Raw genomic sequence first — 19,796 nt, forward strand, 5'->3', positions numbered from 1 at the left:
ATGAACAGTATATCATATAAAAAGAGCAATTTAATACTCTTAATAACTTTATTGACTATAAGTTTTGTTTTTGGACAAGAAAAAACAAACGAGGTAGAACCTACAATACAAATTATTTCAAGAGCACAAAAAGATAAAGTTTTGTTAAGATGGGCTGCTAGCACACCAAGTGCATGGAGATCAACAAATAAAACAGGTTTTATTTTAGAGAAATATGTATTAGCAAGAGACGGAAAACGTTTAGCTTCTATTGAAAAAGTTTGGCAAAAAACAATAAAAGCTGATCCAATAGAAACTTGGGAAGAAATGGTTAATAATGATAATAATGCTGCAGTGATAGCACAAGCTATTTTTGGAGATAGCTTTTATGTTAGTGGAGGAAAAAGTACGCAATTAGCCGATATTTACAACTTATCTAATGAAATCACACAGCGTTTCTCTTTTTCATTATTGGCGGCAGATGCAAATTTCGATGCAGCTAAGAAAGCGGGTTGGGGTTATGTAGATACAGAAGTGAAAATAAACGAAAAGTACGTTTATAGAATAAAGCCAGCAATAACTTCAGATAAAAGTTCAATTAAAGGAACAGCTACCATAGTTTCTATTAAAAATTACGAACCTTTACCAGCTCCGATAGATTTAAGAGGGATTTTTGGAGATAAAAATGTTGTTATTACATGGGAATACGAATTATTCAAAAGAATATATACGTCTTATAATTTAGAACGTTCCGAAGATGGAATTAATTTTAAACCATTAAGCAAAGAGCCTATTGTAAATTTAAACGATAAACCTAATGCTCCTGCAAAACGAATGTTTTACATTGATTCATTAGCAACTAATGATAAAACTTATTATTATCGAGTAAATGGTCGTACATCTTTTGGTGAAAAAGGAGAATACTCTAAAATAATATCGGGAAAAGGAAGTCCAATTTTACCATATACACCTAGAATTATCGACGTTAAACTAACTGATAATCCTAATGAAGCTGAAATTTTTTGGGATTTTCCGAAAGAAGGAGAACCTATTATTCAGAAATTCCAATTACTTGTGGCAAATAAAGACGACGGACCGTATAGAGTTGGAGCGGATAATATATTACCAAATCAGCGTAAATATTTGGTTAATGAATTAACAGCTTCTAATTATATAAAAGTTAAAGCAGTTGGCAAAAATCAAAAGCAACAGAAAAGTTCTTTTTCAACATTAGTTCAACCGGTAGATACAATCCCTCCAGTTGCACCAATAGGTTTAGAAGGAAAGATTGATAGTTTAGGAGTTGTTCGATTTACATGGAAACAAAATGAAGAAAGAGATTTACTTGGGTATAGAATATTTAGAGGTTTTACAGAGAAAGAAGAACCTTCACAAATTACAGAAACACCATTTGAAAATAATTCATTTACAGATTCAGTAGAAGTAAAGAGTTTAAACTCTAAAGTCTATTATCAGGTAGTTGCAGTAGATAAAAGATTTAATCATTCTGAAAAATCAACAATATTGGTATTAGAAAAGCCAGATGTAGTTCCACCAACCTCACCAGTTTTTTCAGATTATTTAGTTGAAGATGGAGTGATAAAATTAAATTGGATTCGATCTTCTGAAGAAGGAGAAGTAACTCACGAGCTCATAAGAAAAGATTTGACTGAAAATTCTGAATGGAAAACCATTTTAAAAACTAAAGATACAATTCAAGAATTTACAGATAAACAACTACAAAATAATCATACGTATAGATATTATATTCAGGCTATTGATAAAGCAGGTTTAAAATCAAAACCGTCTTCACCGTTAACAATTCAGGCAGAATACAAGGAAGTTTCTTCAGTAGTGAAAGGATTAAACTATATAGTAAACAGAGAAACAAATCAAATCGAAGTTTTTTGGAGAGCAAATGAAGATAAAGTTTCAGAATATACAATCTACAAACAATTAAAGGAAGAAAAACCGAGTACTTGGCGTGTTTTACCCAGTACTATAAAAAAGGTAATAGATAAAGAAGTAAGTCCAAATGAAACTTACATCTATCATATAAGAGCATCGTTAGTAAACGGTGAGTTTTCAAAAGTCAAAACTATAGAAGTAAAGTTTTAAAGGATGAAAAAGATAGCAATAATCACAATACTTTTATTATCAATACTAGAAGGATATACTCAAGCAAGACAACGCTATAGAATTAGAATAGATGATCTTAAGTTGAGGGTTACTAGAAACGTGAAAAATAGAACTTCATCTAATGTTCATGTTAGGATTCGGTTTTCTGATGGTAGTGAAGAGTCTGTTTATGACAGACAAATTAGAGACGATTATAATGAACCAGGTTTTAATTATAATGTAGTTAGAGATAAGCAACCAATTGGTATCAGAATTACAGGTTTTATCAATTACAGTAGTACAGGTGATGCGGAGTTTGCAGCTTATCTTCCAATTACTAATGGATGTTTAAGAAATGGATTTCATATTTACAGGCATAGTGGTTTAAACCCTAGTTTTCAATTTAATTACAGTTCAAAACCATTAATTTACATAGATCAACCTACCAATACAACAGTAGGATATGATGATCCTTTTAGAGTAGCTATTAATTTTAATAATAGTCCTAGGTTTAGTAGCTCTCTTTATAATTGGGAATACCAGATAGTAGAAACAGGAACACCTAGAAGAAGAAATTGGCTAAGCGTACCAAACGTAGGAATAGTTGTTAATCAACAAGGCAGAAGAGTAATATCAGTTCAGCCGTCAAGATTCTTAGGACCAGATGTTATTGGTAAACGAATTTATTTTAGAGTCCGTACTTGTGGAATAACTACCAGAAGGCGAAATCCTAACACATCAGAAAATGTTGTATTCTATGATATAATACCTTCAGCACCTCACATCTTATCAAGAACTCCAAGTAATCCAAAATGTTATGATGGAAATGATGGTACTGTTAGATTAAGATTAGATCGACAATTAGAAAATGGAGAACAATTAAGTATTACAAGTACAAATGGTAATTTCCCAGGAACATATGTAAACTTAACGCGAGCAGATTTTGATCCAGACAATTCAATACTCATCACTGGTTTAAAAGCAGGAAGTTATAAGATTGACTTATTTGGTTTTTACAGAGGTTTTAATACGTTTATTGGCGGAAGTCAGCATTATACAAATGTGACTTTATATAATCCAAATCCCATTGAATTTTCAGTAGATAAAACAGATGTTTTCTGTTATAATGGTAACGATGGAGAAGTAAGAATTACAGCAAATGGAGGAAGAAGTGGTAGATTTCAATACGTTTTTAAAAATGTAAATGATACTAGTCCAATTCAAGAAAGTGATTGGCAAAACTTTACTAATACAGGAAGTTGGCCTTCTTATCAAGCGACTCAAACCATAGGAAATCTAATTGAAGGAAAGTATAAAGTTAGAATACGAGATATTAACGGTTGTGAAGCTAAAGATGTGATTAGGAATTCGAGTGGGGCGATTGTTGGACTTGGAGCTATATCAGAAAAAGAGATAGAAGTTAAACAACCAGATAAAGCATTAAAAGTAGATTTTACGTTTAAAAAGGAACCTACTGGATTTGGGTTTTCTGACGGACAAATTGTAGCACATATAACAGGAGGTACACCACTTTCAGGAAATAGATATAATTATACTTGGACACACGAAAAAAATGGAATTGTTACCAATTGGACCAATTTTACAGAAGAAACCGTTGCAGGAGAAGAAGGGTGGTTTGTAACATTACAAAATGGTATAGATGGAAATTATTCCTTAACTGTTACAGATGCAAATCATAGTGCTGCAACCAATAAAAATGGATGTACAGTAATAAACGCAACAAATAAGTTAACAGAGCCAGAACAATTAACTGTTACTATTCGTAGAACAAATCCAATTTCATGTAATCCTTCAAATACATTTGGAAATACTGCAGATGATGGTGAATTAGAGGCCATAGCAATGGGAGGAATTAAATTTAATCCTTTAATTGATGGTAAATATGAGTATGAATATACATGGAAGAAAAAAGATGCTTCTGGAAATTATCAAATTATCACAGGTGAAAATGGAAATATACTATCTAACAGAGAAGAAGGCGAATATGCTGTAAATATCAAAGATAAAAATGGAGTAATTGTTGGAACATACATCAATAATGTCTTAGATACAGCTCAGGATGCAACTTTTAATTTAACTCCTCCAGATTTATTAACTATAAGCTATACCAAGCAAGATGTATTTTGTCATAATGGAACAGATGGAGCTATAGATGTTACCATAAATGGAGGAACTGGAAATTATACAATAAAATGGAGTAATAACAAAGATGTTGAAGATATTGATAATTTAACAGCAGGAAGTTATACCATTACTGTAACAGATGAAAAAGGATGTCAAGCTCAAGAAACAATTCAGATAGAACAGCCAGATAATCCTCTAAAAATTGATTATCAGTTTTTTGAACCAACTTTTGCAGGAGCCACTAATGGATGGATAGAAGCAACAGTAACAGGAGGAACTCCTCTAGATTCAGGAGAATATACTTTTATTTGGAAAGATAGTTCAGGAAATGATTTACAAGCTAGTGTTACTTCAACAGTAACAAGTGCAGGATATGTACTCAGATTAACAGGGTTAGGAGAAGGTATTTATAATTTAACTATCCAAGATAAAAATTATCCTTTAGCTATCGATAAACCCAACTGTACAATAATTGAAAGTACATATGCATTAGACGATCCAGAACCATTACAAGCTTTCATAAGAATAAATAATCCAATTTCATGTAATGGAAGTAATATTTACGGAGATCCTTTTTCAGATGGAGAATTAGAAGTATTTGCTTCAGGAGGAATAAAATTACAGCCTACACAAAATAGTGGACTATCTTATTTTTACACGTGGAAAAAAGAAACAAGTCCTGGTGTTTGGACAGAATTAACATCGCAAACTACCAATATTGCTTCTGGTTTAGGTGAAGGAAACTATGCTGTAAACATTAAGGATGCTAACGGAATAGTATTAGGAGAATATCAAAACAATGTCTTAGTTCAAGAAAAAGATATTATTCAAGAGATTAAAGAGCCAGAATTATTAGAAGTAGCAATTAAATTACAGCATGCTTATTGTATTGGAGGAAGCGATGGTTGGGCAGAAGCTGTAGTAAAAGGCGGAACAGCACCATACACATATGAATGGGAAGATGGCAGAACAACTTCTTTTATAAGTGATTTGGCAAAAGGAACATACAAATTAAGAGTTAAAGATGCTAGAGATTGTAATGTAGACATTGAAGTTTTAATAGAAGAACCCAAGCAACCTATCAGTATTACTTTTTCAGAATTTGCTACGCCATCTACAAAAGATGCTAGTGATGGTTGGATAAAAGCTGAAATAGAAGGAGGTACACCTACAACTTCTGGAACATATACATATTACTGGCAAGATGAATCTGGAAATTTGTTAAATGCACAAACTACAGCTCAATTCATTAATAATAAATTTGAAATAATTTTAAATGGAATTCCTAAAGGAAATTACTTTTTAACTATTGAAGATGCAAATTACACTATAGCTACGACCAAGAATGGTTGTACTCGCTTAGATGAAGAGTTTAATCTTTACGATCCTATAGAAGCAACTATTAGTGTAGAAACAACAATATCTTGTAATCAAAATAATACGTTTAACAATCCTTTTTCAGATGGAGCTTTAAAAGTAGTAGTAACTGGAGGTTTACCATTTACAACAGGAGCTCCATATAAATACATTTGGAAAAAAGAAAATAGTGCAGGAGTTTACGAAGATTTAGGAGTAAATAATGCGATCCTTTCAAATATATCAGATGGAAACTATGCGTTAAATGTTGAAGATAGTAGAGGTATTGTTATAGGAGAATACAGTAGTTTAAATTTAATTAGTCCAACGGATGAGTTATTTACTTTTGAAGAACCTGAATTACTTACTGTAGCCCTAACAGCTACAGAAATTTCATGTGATGCAGGAAATGATGGAACCGCTACAGTAGAAATTTTTGGAGGAATTCCTCCGTATACGATTGAATGGTCAAACCAGCAAACTACACCAACAGCGACAGGGTTAATTGCAACAAATTATGTTGTTTTCGTTACAGATGCAAGAGGTTGTCAAGCAACTGGCAATATTACATTAAGTCCACCTGGAGGTATTGTAATTGATACATTAGTAAAGAATGATCCAAGTTGTTTTAAAGGCAATGATGGAGAAATTTCATTACAAATTTCTGGAGGTGTTACACCATATACTTATGCTTGGGGTTCAGGTGAAACAACAACTTCATTATCAAATTTAACAGCTGGAAACTATATTTTCACATTAAAAGATGCAAACGGCTGTAATGCAGTTGTAGAATTTACATTAAATGATCCTGAGGAAATCACGATCGATTTAGGAGAGGATAAAGTTTTATGTAACGGACAATCATATCTTTTAAATGGAGCAATTGAAGATGCAAATGCAAAATATGAATGGACATCAGATAATGGTTTTTCTAGTGATCAATCGGAAGTAGAAATAACAAGGGAAGGAACGTATACAATTACTGCGATTTCTGAAAATGGCTGTGTTGCTTCAGATACGGTAATTGTCACATACAGAGATTTGAATATAGATGCAGAATTAATTATGTCTTCACAAGCTTATGTTAATGAAGAAGTAGTAATTTTTAATGGAAGTGATCACGATCCAGAATCTTTTGAATGGATTTTACCAGAAAATACAGTAGTTGTAGAAGAAAGAGCAAACTCAATAGTTGTGAAGTTTACCGAAGTTAAAAATTATGAAATCGGATTAATTTCAAAGCAAGGGGAATGCTCGCAAGCAACCTATAAAACAATTGTTATAGAAGAAGCGAATCAAATTATAGACGAAGGTGATAATCCACCTCCATTTATCGAGTCGTTTACGATATCTCCTAATCCAAATTCTGGAGTTTTTGAAACCTATGTAAAATTAGCAGACCCAAGTAAAATAGCAATTCGAATATTTAATATTCAAGGAGAGCTAATGAAAAAACGAGAAATGGAAGCATTACTCGATGAACATCAAACTCAATTTAATGTTTCTATGTCTTCAGGGATGTATATAGTTGTGTTAGAAACACCAAAGCAAACACAAGTAAAACGAATGATTGTTAATTAAGAAATTATGAAAACCACATCCCTTAAATTAAAATTTTCAGTATTCATTTTGCTATCTATACTACTAGTGTCGTGTTACAAAGAAACAGCAATTACTGTAAATTCATCATTTGATGTTTCTTATGTGAATGGAGATAAATCTGTACCTGTAGCGATTAAAGTATCTAATAAAACAGAAGGAGCAGATCAGTTTGAATGGACTTTTGAAGGTGGAAATATAACAGCATCATCAGAAAGAAATCCGCAAACCATAATTTACAATGAGCCTGGTACCTATACCATAACTCTAAAAGCAACAAATGTAGATGGAGAAGAAGATATATTCGAAAAGCAAATAGCAGTTTTAGAAGCTATTGATATTAACTTTTCAACAAATATTATAGAAAATAATTTTTCTCCAGTAACTGTTGAAATTAACAACCAAACCATTGGAGATAACCTAACATATGAATGGACTTTCGAAAGAGGATTACCCAATAGTTCATCAGAAAGAAATCCACAGAATATTGTTTTTAGGGAAGTTGGAGAACACACAATTCAAGTAAAAGTTTCTAACGGATTTGAAACTGTAGAGAAAACAAAAACGATAGAAGTATTACCTGAATTAAAAGTAGATTTTGATTGGGAACTTGATCGTTTCGATGATGATGCTCAAGCACCGGTAAATATTACTTTAAATAATAAATCAACTAGTGCACTTACTTATTCATGGACATTCACAGGAGGAATACCAGCAACAAGCACAGAAGAAAATCCTAAAGTACTATTTTCTTCTCCAGGTACCCACGCCATAAAATTAGAAGCTTCAAACGGAAAAGAGACAAAAACTGAGACCAAATTAATTACAGTTATACCAAATACAAACCTTAGAACTTTTGAAAACATAGAGTTAGGAATTAACATTGCTCATAATACAAATACAAAAGGAGCTTTCTTTTCAAGTGAATTAAGAAAAACTTTAAAAGCAAATGAAGTTACAGCTGAGAATGGAAGTAAGATCGATATCGCCTTTTTAGGTTTAAATAGTTCTTTTAGTTTTAATAAGTTCATTAGTCCTACAGAAGTAGCAACAAACGGATTTGTAGCAATTCCAAATGCTACAGAAACTAAAATTATCAATTCCTTAGAGAATTGTAACTGCGGAATTAACTTTTCAGAAAGTCAATTCGATACTATGGTAAACGATCAACCTTTACAAAATTTAACCATAACAACAACATCACAAGGATCATTGCATTTCGATGCTACAACAATACCTAGAATTGTATTGTTTCAAACAGAAGATGGTAGAAAAGGAGCTATAAAAATTAAAGAATTTGTAGCGAATGGAAATGATTCTTATATGGTTTGTGATATAAAAATTCAAAAATTGCCCTAAGATGAAAAAAGTAATCAACCTCTTTATAAAACTAAGCATTTTTTTATGTTGTATTTCCTTAAATGCGCAGCGATACCCTGTACAAGTTACGCAAACTGTATTGCCACCATTTTCAACAAAACTAAGTGATTATACTACTGCAACAAACGTTAAGTTTCGTTTAAATATATTATTAACCGATGTTGTTTTAAATAATAGACAAGTTCGTTTAAAATTAAGAATACGAGGAAATGGATTAGATATTAGATCAAGAGAAGTTGTGTCTGGTGCTCCTCAAATAATTTTAAATGGAGGAGTTTTACAACAGTTTACAAATTTAGAGCTGGGAGCATTTTTTCAATTGAATAATTTATCTGGAATTTCTCCTCAAGATTATAATAAACCATTACCTGAAGGCGTATATTCAATTTGTTGGGAAGTTATAGACGTAATTACCAACCAACAAATAAATAATCCATCTGCTGGTTGTTCAGATGTTTTCTTAATCTTAAATGATCCTCCATTTCTAAACTTACCATTTAAAGGAGATCAATTGGTAGCTAAAGATCCAATGAATATAATTTTCCAATGGACACCAAGACATGTTAATGCAACAAATGTTAGCTATGATTTTGAATTAAGAGAAATATGGGATAGAAATATAGATCCACAAGCTGCTTTTTTAGCATCGCCTAATTATTACACTGAAACACTACGAAATACAACTTTACTCTATGATATTAGTAAGCCAGTTTTATTACCTAAAAAACTGTATGGATGGCGTGTAAAAGCAAAGTCATTAACAGGAATTACAGAAAATTCTGTTTTCAAAAATGATGGATTTAGCGAAATCTTTTATTTCACATATACAAATAAGTGTGATGCACCTTCTTTTATCTTATCAGAAGCATTAAATAGCAAAGGAGTAAAAATTACATGGCAAGGAAGTTTTGATCATAAAAAATTTCATCTTCAATACAAAAGAGAAGATATACCAGATGCAGAGTGGTTTGATGTTTACACATTCAACAATCAAGCACAAATTTCAAATTTAAAAGAAGGAAAAACGTATTTGTTTAGAGTTGGAGGATCGTGTAATGAATTAAATGATCCGCAACAAGCATTTTCTTACAGTACAATTAGCCAGTTTACTATGCCAAGTAAAGAGGAAGAGGCAACTTACAACTGTGGAATTATTCCTGAAATTGATATTCAAAATTTAGAACCATTAAAAAATATAGGAATCAATGAAACCTTTACTGCTGGAGATTTTCCTGTAACTGTAAAGCAAATTAGAGGAGGAAACGGAGTGTACTCTGGAAAAGGATTTATTGTAGTTCCTTATTTAGCAGATACAAAAATTGCAGTTACATTTTCTTCTATAAAAATAAATGAAGATTATCAATTAGTAGAAGGTGTAATTAAAACAACTTACGATCCTACTTGGGGAGGAGTAAGCGACGTTAATGACGCTTTTAATGGTGGGGAAGGTGCGTCTGGTTCAACTACAGTAGATTTTGTAATACAAGATGTACAAGTGGATCCTAATGGAGATATTATTGTCATTGGAACCAATGGAGAAATTGTTGAACTTCCAGGAGGAGAAGATCAATTAATTACAGGAAGTGATGGGCAAACTTGGAGTGTTGATGAAGAAGGAAATGTAACTCAATCTGGAGAAGTTGCTGAAGGAGGCGCTACGAATACAGAAAATACAAATGGAGTAAACAATCAAGGTGAAGCAACAGCGATTACAGCTAAAGGTGTTGTGGTAACTTTTAAACAGGCTTCAGAAGCATTATATGGTTTTGATGCACATGAAAAGAAGAGTGATGGAACAAAAGATTTATACAAAAAATTAAATGATGATTATTTTATTCCGTATAAAGCTGTAGCTAATGGGCAAACAGAAAAAATTATAGCTGAACTTAATATTTCAGATACTTCTATAAAGCCTCAAGACATCATATTTAAAACTAAAGATGGAATAGCTATACAAAAAATAGATAGCACAGCTACTTCTTATACTCTTGAGTTAAAAGGAATTTACACAGATGCAGATGTAGAATCTCAAGCATTAATTAAACAAGGTGATAAATATGAAGTAGCAGGAGCATTTATTCAATATCAAGCAAAAATAAAAGAAGTAGATGTAGTTTTAGTAAATGCGTCTGATAGTAACACACAAAAGATAAAAGAAAAACTTCAAAACATTTACCAAAGCGCATTAGTAAAACTAAACATCAAAGAAATTAACGATTTTACAGATGTTATAGCAAATGTAGTTCCTGATGATGTTATAGATAGTGGAGAAAGTGGTTTTGCAGCTCAATATACAGAACAACAAAGAGCAATTAATAAAGAGCTGAAACGTAGAAATGATTTTAATCAAAGTGCATATTATTTAATTCTTACAAGTAAGAAGCCTTCAACAAAAGAAGAAAAAGGTTTAATGCCCTTAGGTAGACAGTTCGGTTATATTTACATGAACAACGGAGCTGATGAAAGAACAGTTGCTCACGAATTAGGGCACGGAGCATTCCAATTAAAACATCCGTTTTCTATCAAAAGCTATGGTTATAACGAGCAAGAGACAAATTGGTTGTTAGATTATGGGAAAGGAGAAAAAATACCATATGTTCACTGGAAAGAAATCCATAATCCGAAGTTACGTTTAGGTATTTTTGATAAAGATAATGATGGACAAAGTGTGTCTACAACGATGCCTATAGCTTTATCTATTAATGAAAAGAAACATAATGATAAATATTATTATGGTTACTTAACTCCATCTGGAGAGCGAATTATTTTATCACAAGAATACAGGCCTATATTTTTTCATGGAATTTCTAACGATACCTATAATAACGTAGTCGCAGGTACTCTAATTGGCTTCAAGAAAAAGTTTAAAGACGCTCAAGGACAGACACAAGAGAAAAAGTATAGTGCCACAATTATAAATGATGAGTTTTTAGGATATTCAGATTTTGAGTACAAAAAGCCAGATATAAAAGATGACTACTCTTTTGTCGTTGGACTACCATATGGAACCCCAGATTTTGATAATGGTCATTGGAAGAATTACAAATTTAAAAACAAAAAAATAACTGAATATACAGGTCAAGATAAACCGATTTTAAGCATCCTTTCAGATGATCTTCAAAATTTAGGTTTATTCAACGATTTAAAATCTGTTAAAGCCATAAAATATGTAAATCCGACTAAAATTTTGGGGGAGGGACAGATTAAAGTAACCGATCGAGAAATTAAGTTATTAAGTGGGTATTACAATAGTGATGAACAACAATGGTTTAAAGATTTATTATCAAATTCAGGAAGAGAAAGCTACACAATAGCTCATAATGAAAGAAGAGAAGTTTTCTTAATTATTAAGATAGCAGAAATATATAATAGGTATCCTGAGATTTTCAGGGAATTCACAAAGTTTTTCAATAATTGGGATTTATTAGGCTTTGAAACCAAAATATCTTTTAATCCTGGTAAATGGGATAAAGAAAATATACCATTAGACTCAATTCCAAGTGAAAAATATAATACTTGGAAAAAATATTTAAGACTAACAGAATCAAATGATGAACTATATGACTTTTATCAGCAGTTTTTAATTGAATTATTTGAGTTTGTTAAAAAAGAAGCAGAAGCTAATATCGCTTGTTTAAGTGAAGATTTCGAGAATAAAAATAAGCACGAATTATATGAGTGTATTCTTAGAGCTAGTGAATTTGAACTAAGAGATCTTCCAGTAAAAAAGCAACTTATAGCTATTAAAAAGATACTATCAACATCGAATAGTGGAGGAGAGATACCAGACGAAAAAGAAATACAAATCGCTAGGTTACTTCAAGCAATTAGCAAGAATAAGAATTCATACACTGAAACTTTAAAATATTTAGAAAATGAACAGGTAAATTATACTTGGTCTGTACAAACAAATAATGCTGTACACACTAAAAAAGATTCATTACCTGTGTGGCGAGCACTATTTGAAAATGTAGAAGATAAAATCTTTGTTGTAGGAGAAGATAATAGACAAAGTATTGTAAGATCTATAGGGCAAATATTTTTAGGGTCTAAAGAGTACTTTGTAAAACAATTGCAAGAGAATATTAATCCTGAACTCTTAACATCAATGACTTTTAAAGATTTAAAGTCATTACATGATAGTTTCTTTACATATGAAAATGATTATCAGAATATTTTTAGAAGAGGTTGGAGTGATATAGAAGCTACAGCTCAAGGAGTAGGAGGAATAACTATTTATGATGAAGAAGATTTATACAAGAGTGTAGATACTAAAATAACAGATCAAGATTTAATAAATGTTAGACAAAAAGTTAAATGGGGATTATTCAATAGTACGACATTAAAAAATGAAGATCTAACACCATTTCAACTAGTATCATTCATTAATATATCTAAGAATAATTTATTAAAATCATTTACAGCTAAAGATGAGCAGGGAAATCCTCAAGCACTTTTCATTCCTGCTTTTACATTACATTATGCCAGTGAAACTGACAGGTTAACTACCAAGTCAGATATTATAATAACAACAATAGATTTACTTGCATTTTTACCAAGTGGAGGTGTAGCTTCATTGAATACATTCGGGAAGTTTGTATACTATGCAGATAAGGTAAGTTCTGTTTCTAGTATGGTAGGAACTGCTTTTAAAGAAACAGACCCGACACTTACGGAGTTTTCAAATCATTTAAGTTTAGTTTCTGGTATAGCAAGTTTGGGTGGCTTATCTAAAAAAATGACAAGGTTAAGTACTCAAGAAAAATTAGTAGATGTAATTAAGTCTGATGTTGTTTTAAGAGATGTAATTCATAAAGATGTTTTAAAGTCAACGAACAATCAAGTTGAAAACGTAAATAATTTTGCCGAGAGAATTTTAAACAAGGAGTTTGATTTATCAGCTATAACTAAGGAACAAATTGATGTTACTAAAGAAATTTTAGAAAATGAAATTAAATATTTAAGAGATTTTCCAGGTTTCAAAGCTGCAAAAGTTAGAGAAGCTATTGCTAAAGTAGATCAATTAGGACTTGAAAAATTAAATATTACATACAAATCTGTTGTAGACGCAAATTTAGTTTCTAAAGAAAAAATAGCGAATGCTTTAATAGAGCTAAATAAGATAAATAATGATGGATTTATAGATATTGTTGTTCATGGTTCTAAAAATAAATTTGTTTTAGATCTTCCTAATGGGATTAATGAACTCGAAGCTTCAAACTTAGTAGATTATATAAAGAATGATAAGGCTTATAAGAATGTAAAAAACTTCAGGTTATTAACTTGTGCAAATATAGATTTAGCGAAAGATTTTGCAAGACTTTTACCAGAAGGTTACACAGTAAGAGCAGTTGATGATATCGTGAGAATTCACTCAGATGGAGGTGTTACAACTGTGCCAAGAGAATCTAATAAACCAGTTGGTGAATGGAAAGATTTTACAAAACAAAAAGATGGAACTGTAAAACAAAAGTCAGCTCAGTCACCAAAGGCACCAACTAGTGAACATCTTAGTAATTTTGTTCAGTTAGGAGGAAATATCGATTCAAAATTAGAAGCACTTTTAAAGCAAGGAACATTCAAGAATATCTATGATAATTTAGTTAGTAATCCATCATTGAGAAAATTAGAGAAATATGGATTGACTATTCAAGAAGAAGCATCATTTGTATATTATAAAGATTCATTCAATGGCTATATATATGACTTTTCAATAGGTAAACAAGTTGATGAAGAGTGGAGGTTATTTTTAGAACCATTATTGGAGTCTTTAGGTACAGGTTATTCAAAGTTACCTAAAAATACAAATACAATTTATAGAGGTTTACAAAGGGAAGAAGCCTCAAAAATTCTAGCACTTAATGTAGGTGAGCGTTTTGATTTTGAAGGAGCTTATAAATCATTTTCTACAGAGTATGGCGTAGCAGAAGACTTTAGGCAAATACATCGTAGTAATGTAATTTTAGAATTAAAATCTAAAACAGGAGCAAGTTTAATGGATATAAATCCAGATGAATTTGAAGTTCTAACTGATAGAAATGTACTCTACGAAGTAGTAGACAAGAAATTGTCAACGGAAACAAATATTTGGACAGTTAAAATCAAGGAAGTTGATGGAGGAGTTAGCTCTGTCAATCCAAATTTTGTTCAAATAGATGATGTTACGACTAAAGTTAATAATGTATCACAACACATCACAAGAGTAGTTCATAATCCAGGGCAATTCAGAAAAGTAAATAAAACTTTCAATAATAAAGAGTACGAATTAGAAGGGTTTATAGGTGTTCATACAGAAAAGTCATTAAAAGATTATATAGAGAAATACGGAGGAGATTACGCTATAGAAAATAGAAAAGGAGATGCTAATGGAGTGTATCAAGGAGTTCCTATCTTATATTCTGAAGGGAAAGAGTACGTGAAAGTTACGGGGAAATTAATGTATCACAAAGGTGTTGGTAAAGGTCAAAAAGTAGGAGGACTTTCTACATTTTTCCCAGACACTATGTCGGATGATGAAATTCTAGAGAATGCTATTCATGCGATACAGAATAATCACGGTCCAGTACCAGATCACAATGTTCCAAACTCTCAACTCTTATATGGTTTTTCAAAAGACGGAAAAATTGAAATCAGATTTAAATTAAATTCAGATGGAAAAATAGGAACATTCTATCCTGTACCAAAAGAGTTAAATAAATTACCTCGTATAAGAAGTTTTGCAACTACTAGTGATGTTCAAAATAAAATTAAAAAGATTTTAGAGGATAATTCTGGAATATTCCCTAAAAACTTAGACTTATTAGATTTTAATTTAGGAACTAATAACGATGATATCATCGATATTATCATTCATTCTAATGCTAAAGGTGAGTTTATAATGAATGTAGAAGGACAAGAGAAAACATTATCAGCTTTAGCTTTAGCAAGAGTGTTAGATCAAGTTCCAGCAAATCAAAAAGTTCGTATCCTATCATGTAATTCTCATGAAGCTGCCTTAGAAATATCAAAGCTTACAGATGTTCCTTTTTATGCTTCTCATGGAGTGGTAAAGTTATATCCAGACGGAGTAATTGTTCACGATACACCATTTCAAAGATATCATAGAGGAGCGCGAAGTGATTTAGGAGAAATCCCACCTAATACAACTCCAGGAAAAGGGACTCCTATTGAATTAGGAAAACTAGATGGAAGTTCAGATTCAGATGCGATAATTAAAGTATTTGGAGAAAACTCAAACGGAGTAAAAGAAAAAGTTAAAGAGCTTGAATTTAATCAAAAAACGCTAGAAGATTTTATTGATGATTTTTCTAATCTTAGTAAAGAACTTTTAAAAGAAATCTCAGAAAATCCTGAATTAATAGAGGCTTGGAAAAGTATATATGATATTCATAAAGGAGAGCCATTTGTATTAACCATACCAGATTTAAAAGAGGTTTATAAAATTTTAAGTGCTGTAGGTGGATATAAAAAATGGAAACTAACACCTAGGGGTAAAGAAAATAAACTATGGGAACGTATCGAAATGGTTGATGAATCATTTGATGTTGTTTATGTAGGAGGAGAAAAAGAAGTATTCGGAGACTATGAAATATCAAAAATAGGTGAGTTAGGTTTAGACATCAAATTAGCTAGTTATTTACAAAGACAAGGAATAACATCAGAAGTTTTCAGACTAGTAATTCAAAAACACGAGCCAAAAGAATTTAAGGCAGTTTGGATAGAGACTAACTACTACGAAGGAGGAAAATCTACCAACCTACAAGAGTATTTAAATAACTTACACTTAGGTCGTGAAAAAGCTGCTTTTGAAACACCTTCAGGAAAACTAGCTAAAAGGAATGGTTTTACAGGGGAACCAATTTTCATAGTAGATAGAACAGATGAAGTTCAAATAGTTTTTACCAAACCAGAATATCTTCTTAGAACAGAAACTAGAAAAATTTTCACTGGTCTTAAAGTAAATGTATACAAAGAAATTAATGTAATAATTTCAAAGGTAGAATCTCTTGAGCCTAAAATAGGAGAAGCTTTAATTAAAGATTTAAAAAGTGCACCTGAAAATACTATTAACGCCATTGTAAAAGATCCTGATTTAATTGATAGTTGGGTATTAATGAATCAGTTTAATGGTTCTCAAAAAATGGATGCTAACTTCTTAAAATTCTTAAAAGGAGAAGAAGCGTTACACTCGTGGTCTGAGGTAATTAAGAGAAGAGTTAAGTTAAAAGAAAAATATCCAAGTTTATCCCTAGAAGAACTTACAGCTGTTTATCATTATTCACGATCTTATGGTTATGAATCTTTAAACAAAGCACTAAGAGGTATTGAGCCAATGACAGATGAACTTGAAGTGTTTGATAATGTACTTAAAAAGACATTAAATAAATTCCCAAAATATAGTCAAACAACTTACAGAGGAGCTAGAGTTGAAAAATCATTATTAGATAAATATAAGAAGGCATATAAAAATAAAACTCCTCATGAAGAAAAAGGATATATGTCTACAAGTAAGGATGATTTCACTGCTGAAAATTTCTCAACAAATCAAACGTCTGAAGGAAAGGTAAGAGTAATATTTACAGTTAAAAGTAAAAATGGTTTCGATATAGAGAATGCGTCTGGACATGGTCCTACATTTTCTTATACAATGAATGAAAGAGAAGTATTATATCAAAATGGACAAAAATTTAAAGTGACAAAGTTCAGGACGACAATTGATAAAAACTTAAAGAAGTTAGTTTACATCACACTTGAAGATTTATAAAAATTGCATTTAAAGGAAAGAAGGTGAAAAGAGTAGTTAGTAGTATAGTTGTCTTTATATTGTTTGTATTTGCGCAGAGAGTTGATGCACAAAACTTAGATATTGAAGGAATAACAAAGTCAACAAAATTAAAGGTGAATGGTAATATCAATGCGAATGCGATTTACTATAATTCAAACACGAGAAATGCAAGAATACCATTTACGTATTTTGTGCAAGGTACTATTAATTTGAACTGGTTAACATTCAATGTACCTTTTACTTACAGTTATTCAAATCAAGGAGAAAACTTTGATTATCAACTTCCTTTCAATTTTAACCGATTAAGTTTACATCCTCGTTACAAATGGATTCAAGCTCATATTGGTGATGTAACGATGAATTTTTCTCCATATACGTTAAGCGGACATCAATTTACAGGTGGAGGTGTAGAATTAACACCTAATTTTCCGCTAAAATTTAGCGCGATGTATGGAAGATTATTAAGAGCTACAGAAGATGACGGAAATGAACAAACCTTACCAGCATATAAAAGAGTAGGATATGGAGCTAAGTTATCATGGGAAAAACCTCGTTATAAATTAGGACTTATTGGTTTCTATGCAAAAGACAATATAAACTCAATTTTACCAATTCCAGAGGAAAGAAATATAAGGCCTAAAGAAAATTTGGTAATTAGTTTAAGCGGAGAAACTACAATAGCAAGAAAATATATTATAAGAGCAGAATACGCATCTACAGCTATTACTCAAGATTTAAGAGCTGATAAAAGTACTATTTCACCAAATAATTTAGCAGGTTTATTTTTCAATAATAGAACATCAACTGAATTTTATAACGCTTTACGCGCTGGAATAGATTTAAACTTAGGAGCAATGAAAGTCGGGTTAGGATATGAAAGAATTGATCCGAATTATGAAACTCTAGGAGCCTATTATTTTAATAACGATTTCGAAAATATTACACTAAACTTAGCTAGAACTTTATTTAACAATAAAGTAAATATTTCATTCAATTTAGGGTATCAAAGAGATAACTTAAACAATCAAAAAACTCAATCTTTAGGAAGAACTGTAGGAAGTGTTAATGCGACTTATCAAGTCACAGATGCCATTACTTTAACAGGAATGTATTCTAACTTTACATCTTTTACAAATCAAAACTTAAATCAATTCGATGATATAAACGATAACGATCTTACAGATGAAGAACAGGAAGCTTTAAATTATAGACAGTTATCGCAAAACGCAAATGCAAATTTAAATTGGGTGCTTTCTAAAAAGAAGAATAGTACTCAAACGGTAAATTTAAATTATTCACTGGCTTCATCTGCAAATGAAGAAAACGGAATAATTAGAGTTGGACAAGCAAACAATTTTCATAATGGAAATGCAGTATATACAATCGGCTTTCCTCAGAATTCTCTAACAGTTTCTTCTTCGGTCAATTATAGCTATAATGACATCGGAAGAGATAACAGTAATGCTTGGGGAACTTCGTTGAATTTAAATAAACTATTTTTCAAAAATAAACTGAATACAACTTTAGGAGCCGCTTACAATAACAGTATAAACAAAGAGATTAAAACAGGAGTTTTAAACTTTAGAGCAAGTGCAGGAACAGTTTTAGCAAAAAAACATAATATTAGTTTAAACGCAATTCAACTATTTAGAAATACGACGAACGTTTCAGATTTAAGCGAGCTTACCTTAACGTTTAATTACAGCTATGCGTTCGATGTTTCTAAACCTAAAATAGAATTCAATCGAACACCTAGAGAGAAAAAAGTTAAAACACCAAAAATCAAAAAAGAGAAAGTGTTTAAGTTTTCATACAGGAAACATACTTTTGAAGGGAAACATGAAAATATTACCAGAGAGATTAAAACTTTAGTTGAACAAGAAGAATTTAAAACAGTCAAAGGATTAAAGCAAGTTTTAAATGATTTAGAACTGTTGGCTATAGATATGAAAGAGCATGAAAATGGAAGTAATAAAAAGTATAAGAAAACAGCTATAAATTATCTAGACCTATTATACAAATACAAAGATTTTTCTGATACTTATCATGATATTGCTTTTAAGAGTTTACAAAAGTTATATACACAAGCTGTCGCTCTAGATGAAAGAGTAAAACAAGATTATATTAGGTTAAGAAACTTAGTGAATGCAGAAAAACAAATGGGGAATTTTGTACTCGAAAGTGATGAGAAAGATCTTTTAGCAAGAGAAAAGAAATACAAAGCACACACCTGGATGCAAGAGCAATTAGTAAGTTTAACTTATGAAGATGTTATAAATGATAAAGGATTGTTAAAAGAGTTTAAAGAGAAGTATTTAGATAAAGTTTTCTCTATGATCATGAATAAGAAATCTGAAAAAGAGATAGAAGATTATTTCTCACTTAAGTATGCTAAGTTTTATCACGATAATGCTCCAGTTAATAAAAAGTAAAA

At 31.2% G+C, this 19,796-nt stretch carries 5 protein-coding genes; all 5 read left to right on the forward strand.

Going from position 1 to position 19,796, the window contains the following annotated elements; translation table 11 throughout:
• Genes AQ1685_RS03810 through AQ1685_RS03830 form a run of 5 tightly spaced genes read left to right on the forward strand, consistent with a single transcriptional unit; the run spans position 1 to position 19,794 of the window.
• Positions 1 to 2,097, forward strand: coding sequence for a fibronectin type III domain-containing protein (locus AQ1685_RS03810; protein ID WP_157730079.1), 2,097 nt, complete (start codon positions 1 to 3; stop codon positions 2,095 to 2,097).
• Between the two features lie 3 nt (positions 2,098 to 2,100).
• Positions 2,101 to 7,179 carry a T9SS type A sorting domain-containing protein gene (locus tag AQ1685_RS03815; protein WP_095069613.1) on the forward strand — a complete coding sequence of 1,693 codons (5,079 nt, stop codon included), beginning with the start codon at positions 2,101 to 2,103 and terminating at the stop codon, positions 7,177 to 7,179.
• A gap of 6 nt (positions 7,180 to 7,185) precedes the next feature.
• Positions 7,186 to 8,556, forward strand: a complete 1,371-nt coding sequence (locus AQ1685_RS03820; protein WP_095069615.1) for a PKD domain-containing protein — start codon at positions 7,186 to 7,188, stop codon at positions 8,554 to 8,556.
• A gap of 1 nt (position 8,557) precedes the next feature.
• A complete protein-coding gene (locus AQ1685_RS03825) occupies positions 8,558 to 17,341 on the forward strand; it encodes an ADP-ribosyltransferase (protein ID WP_095069617.1) in 8,784 nt (2,927 codons plus the stop codon).
• Between the two features lie 23 nt (positions 17,342 to 17,364).
• Positions 17,365 to 19,794 (forward strand): TonB-dependent receptor, encoded by a 2,430-nt coding sequence (locus tag AQ1685_RS03830; RefSeq protein ID WP_157730080.1) that lies wholly within the window; start codon positions 17,365 to 17,367, stop codon positions 19,792 to 19,794.
• Positions 19,795 to 19,796: the final 2 nt, after the last annotated feature.

This window comes from Tenacibaculum jejuense (genome assembly GCF_900198195.1).
GTDB lineage: Bacteria > Bacteroidota > Bacteroidia > Flavobacteriales > Flavobacteriaceae > Polaribacter > Polaribacter jejuensis.

Excerpts from the sequence above, each read along its gene's own strand:
- AQ1685_RS03810 (WP_157730079.1), top strand. The coding sequence starts at position 1 with ATGAACAGTATATCATATAAAAAGAGCAATTTAATACTCTTAATAACT.
- AQ1685_RS03815 (WP_095069613.1), top strand. The coding sequence starts at position 2,101 with ATGAAAAAGATAGCAATAATCACAATACTTTTATTATCAATACTAGAA.
- AQ1685_RS03820 (WP_095069615.1), top strand. The coding sequence starts at position 7,186 with ATGAAAACCACATCCCTTAAATTAAAATTTTCAGTATTCATTTTGCTA.
- AQ1685_RS03825 (WP_095069617.1), top strand. The coding sequence starts at position 8,558 with ATGAAAAAAGTAATCAACCTCTTTATAAAACTAAGCATTTTTTTATGT.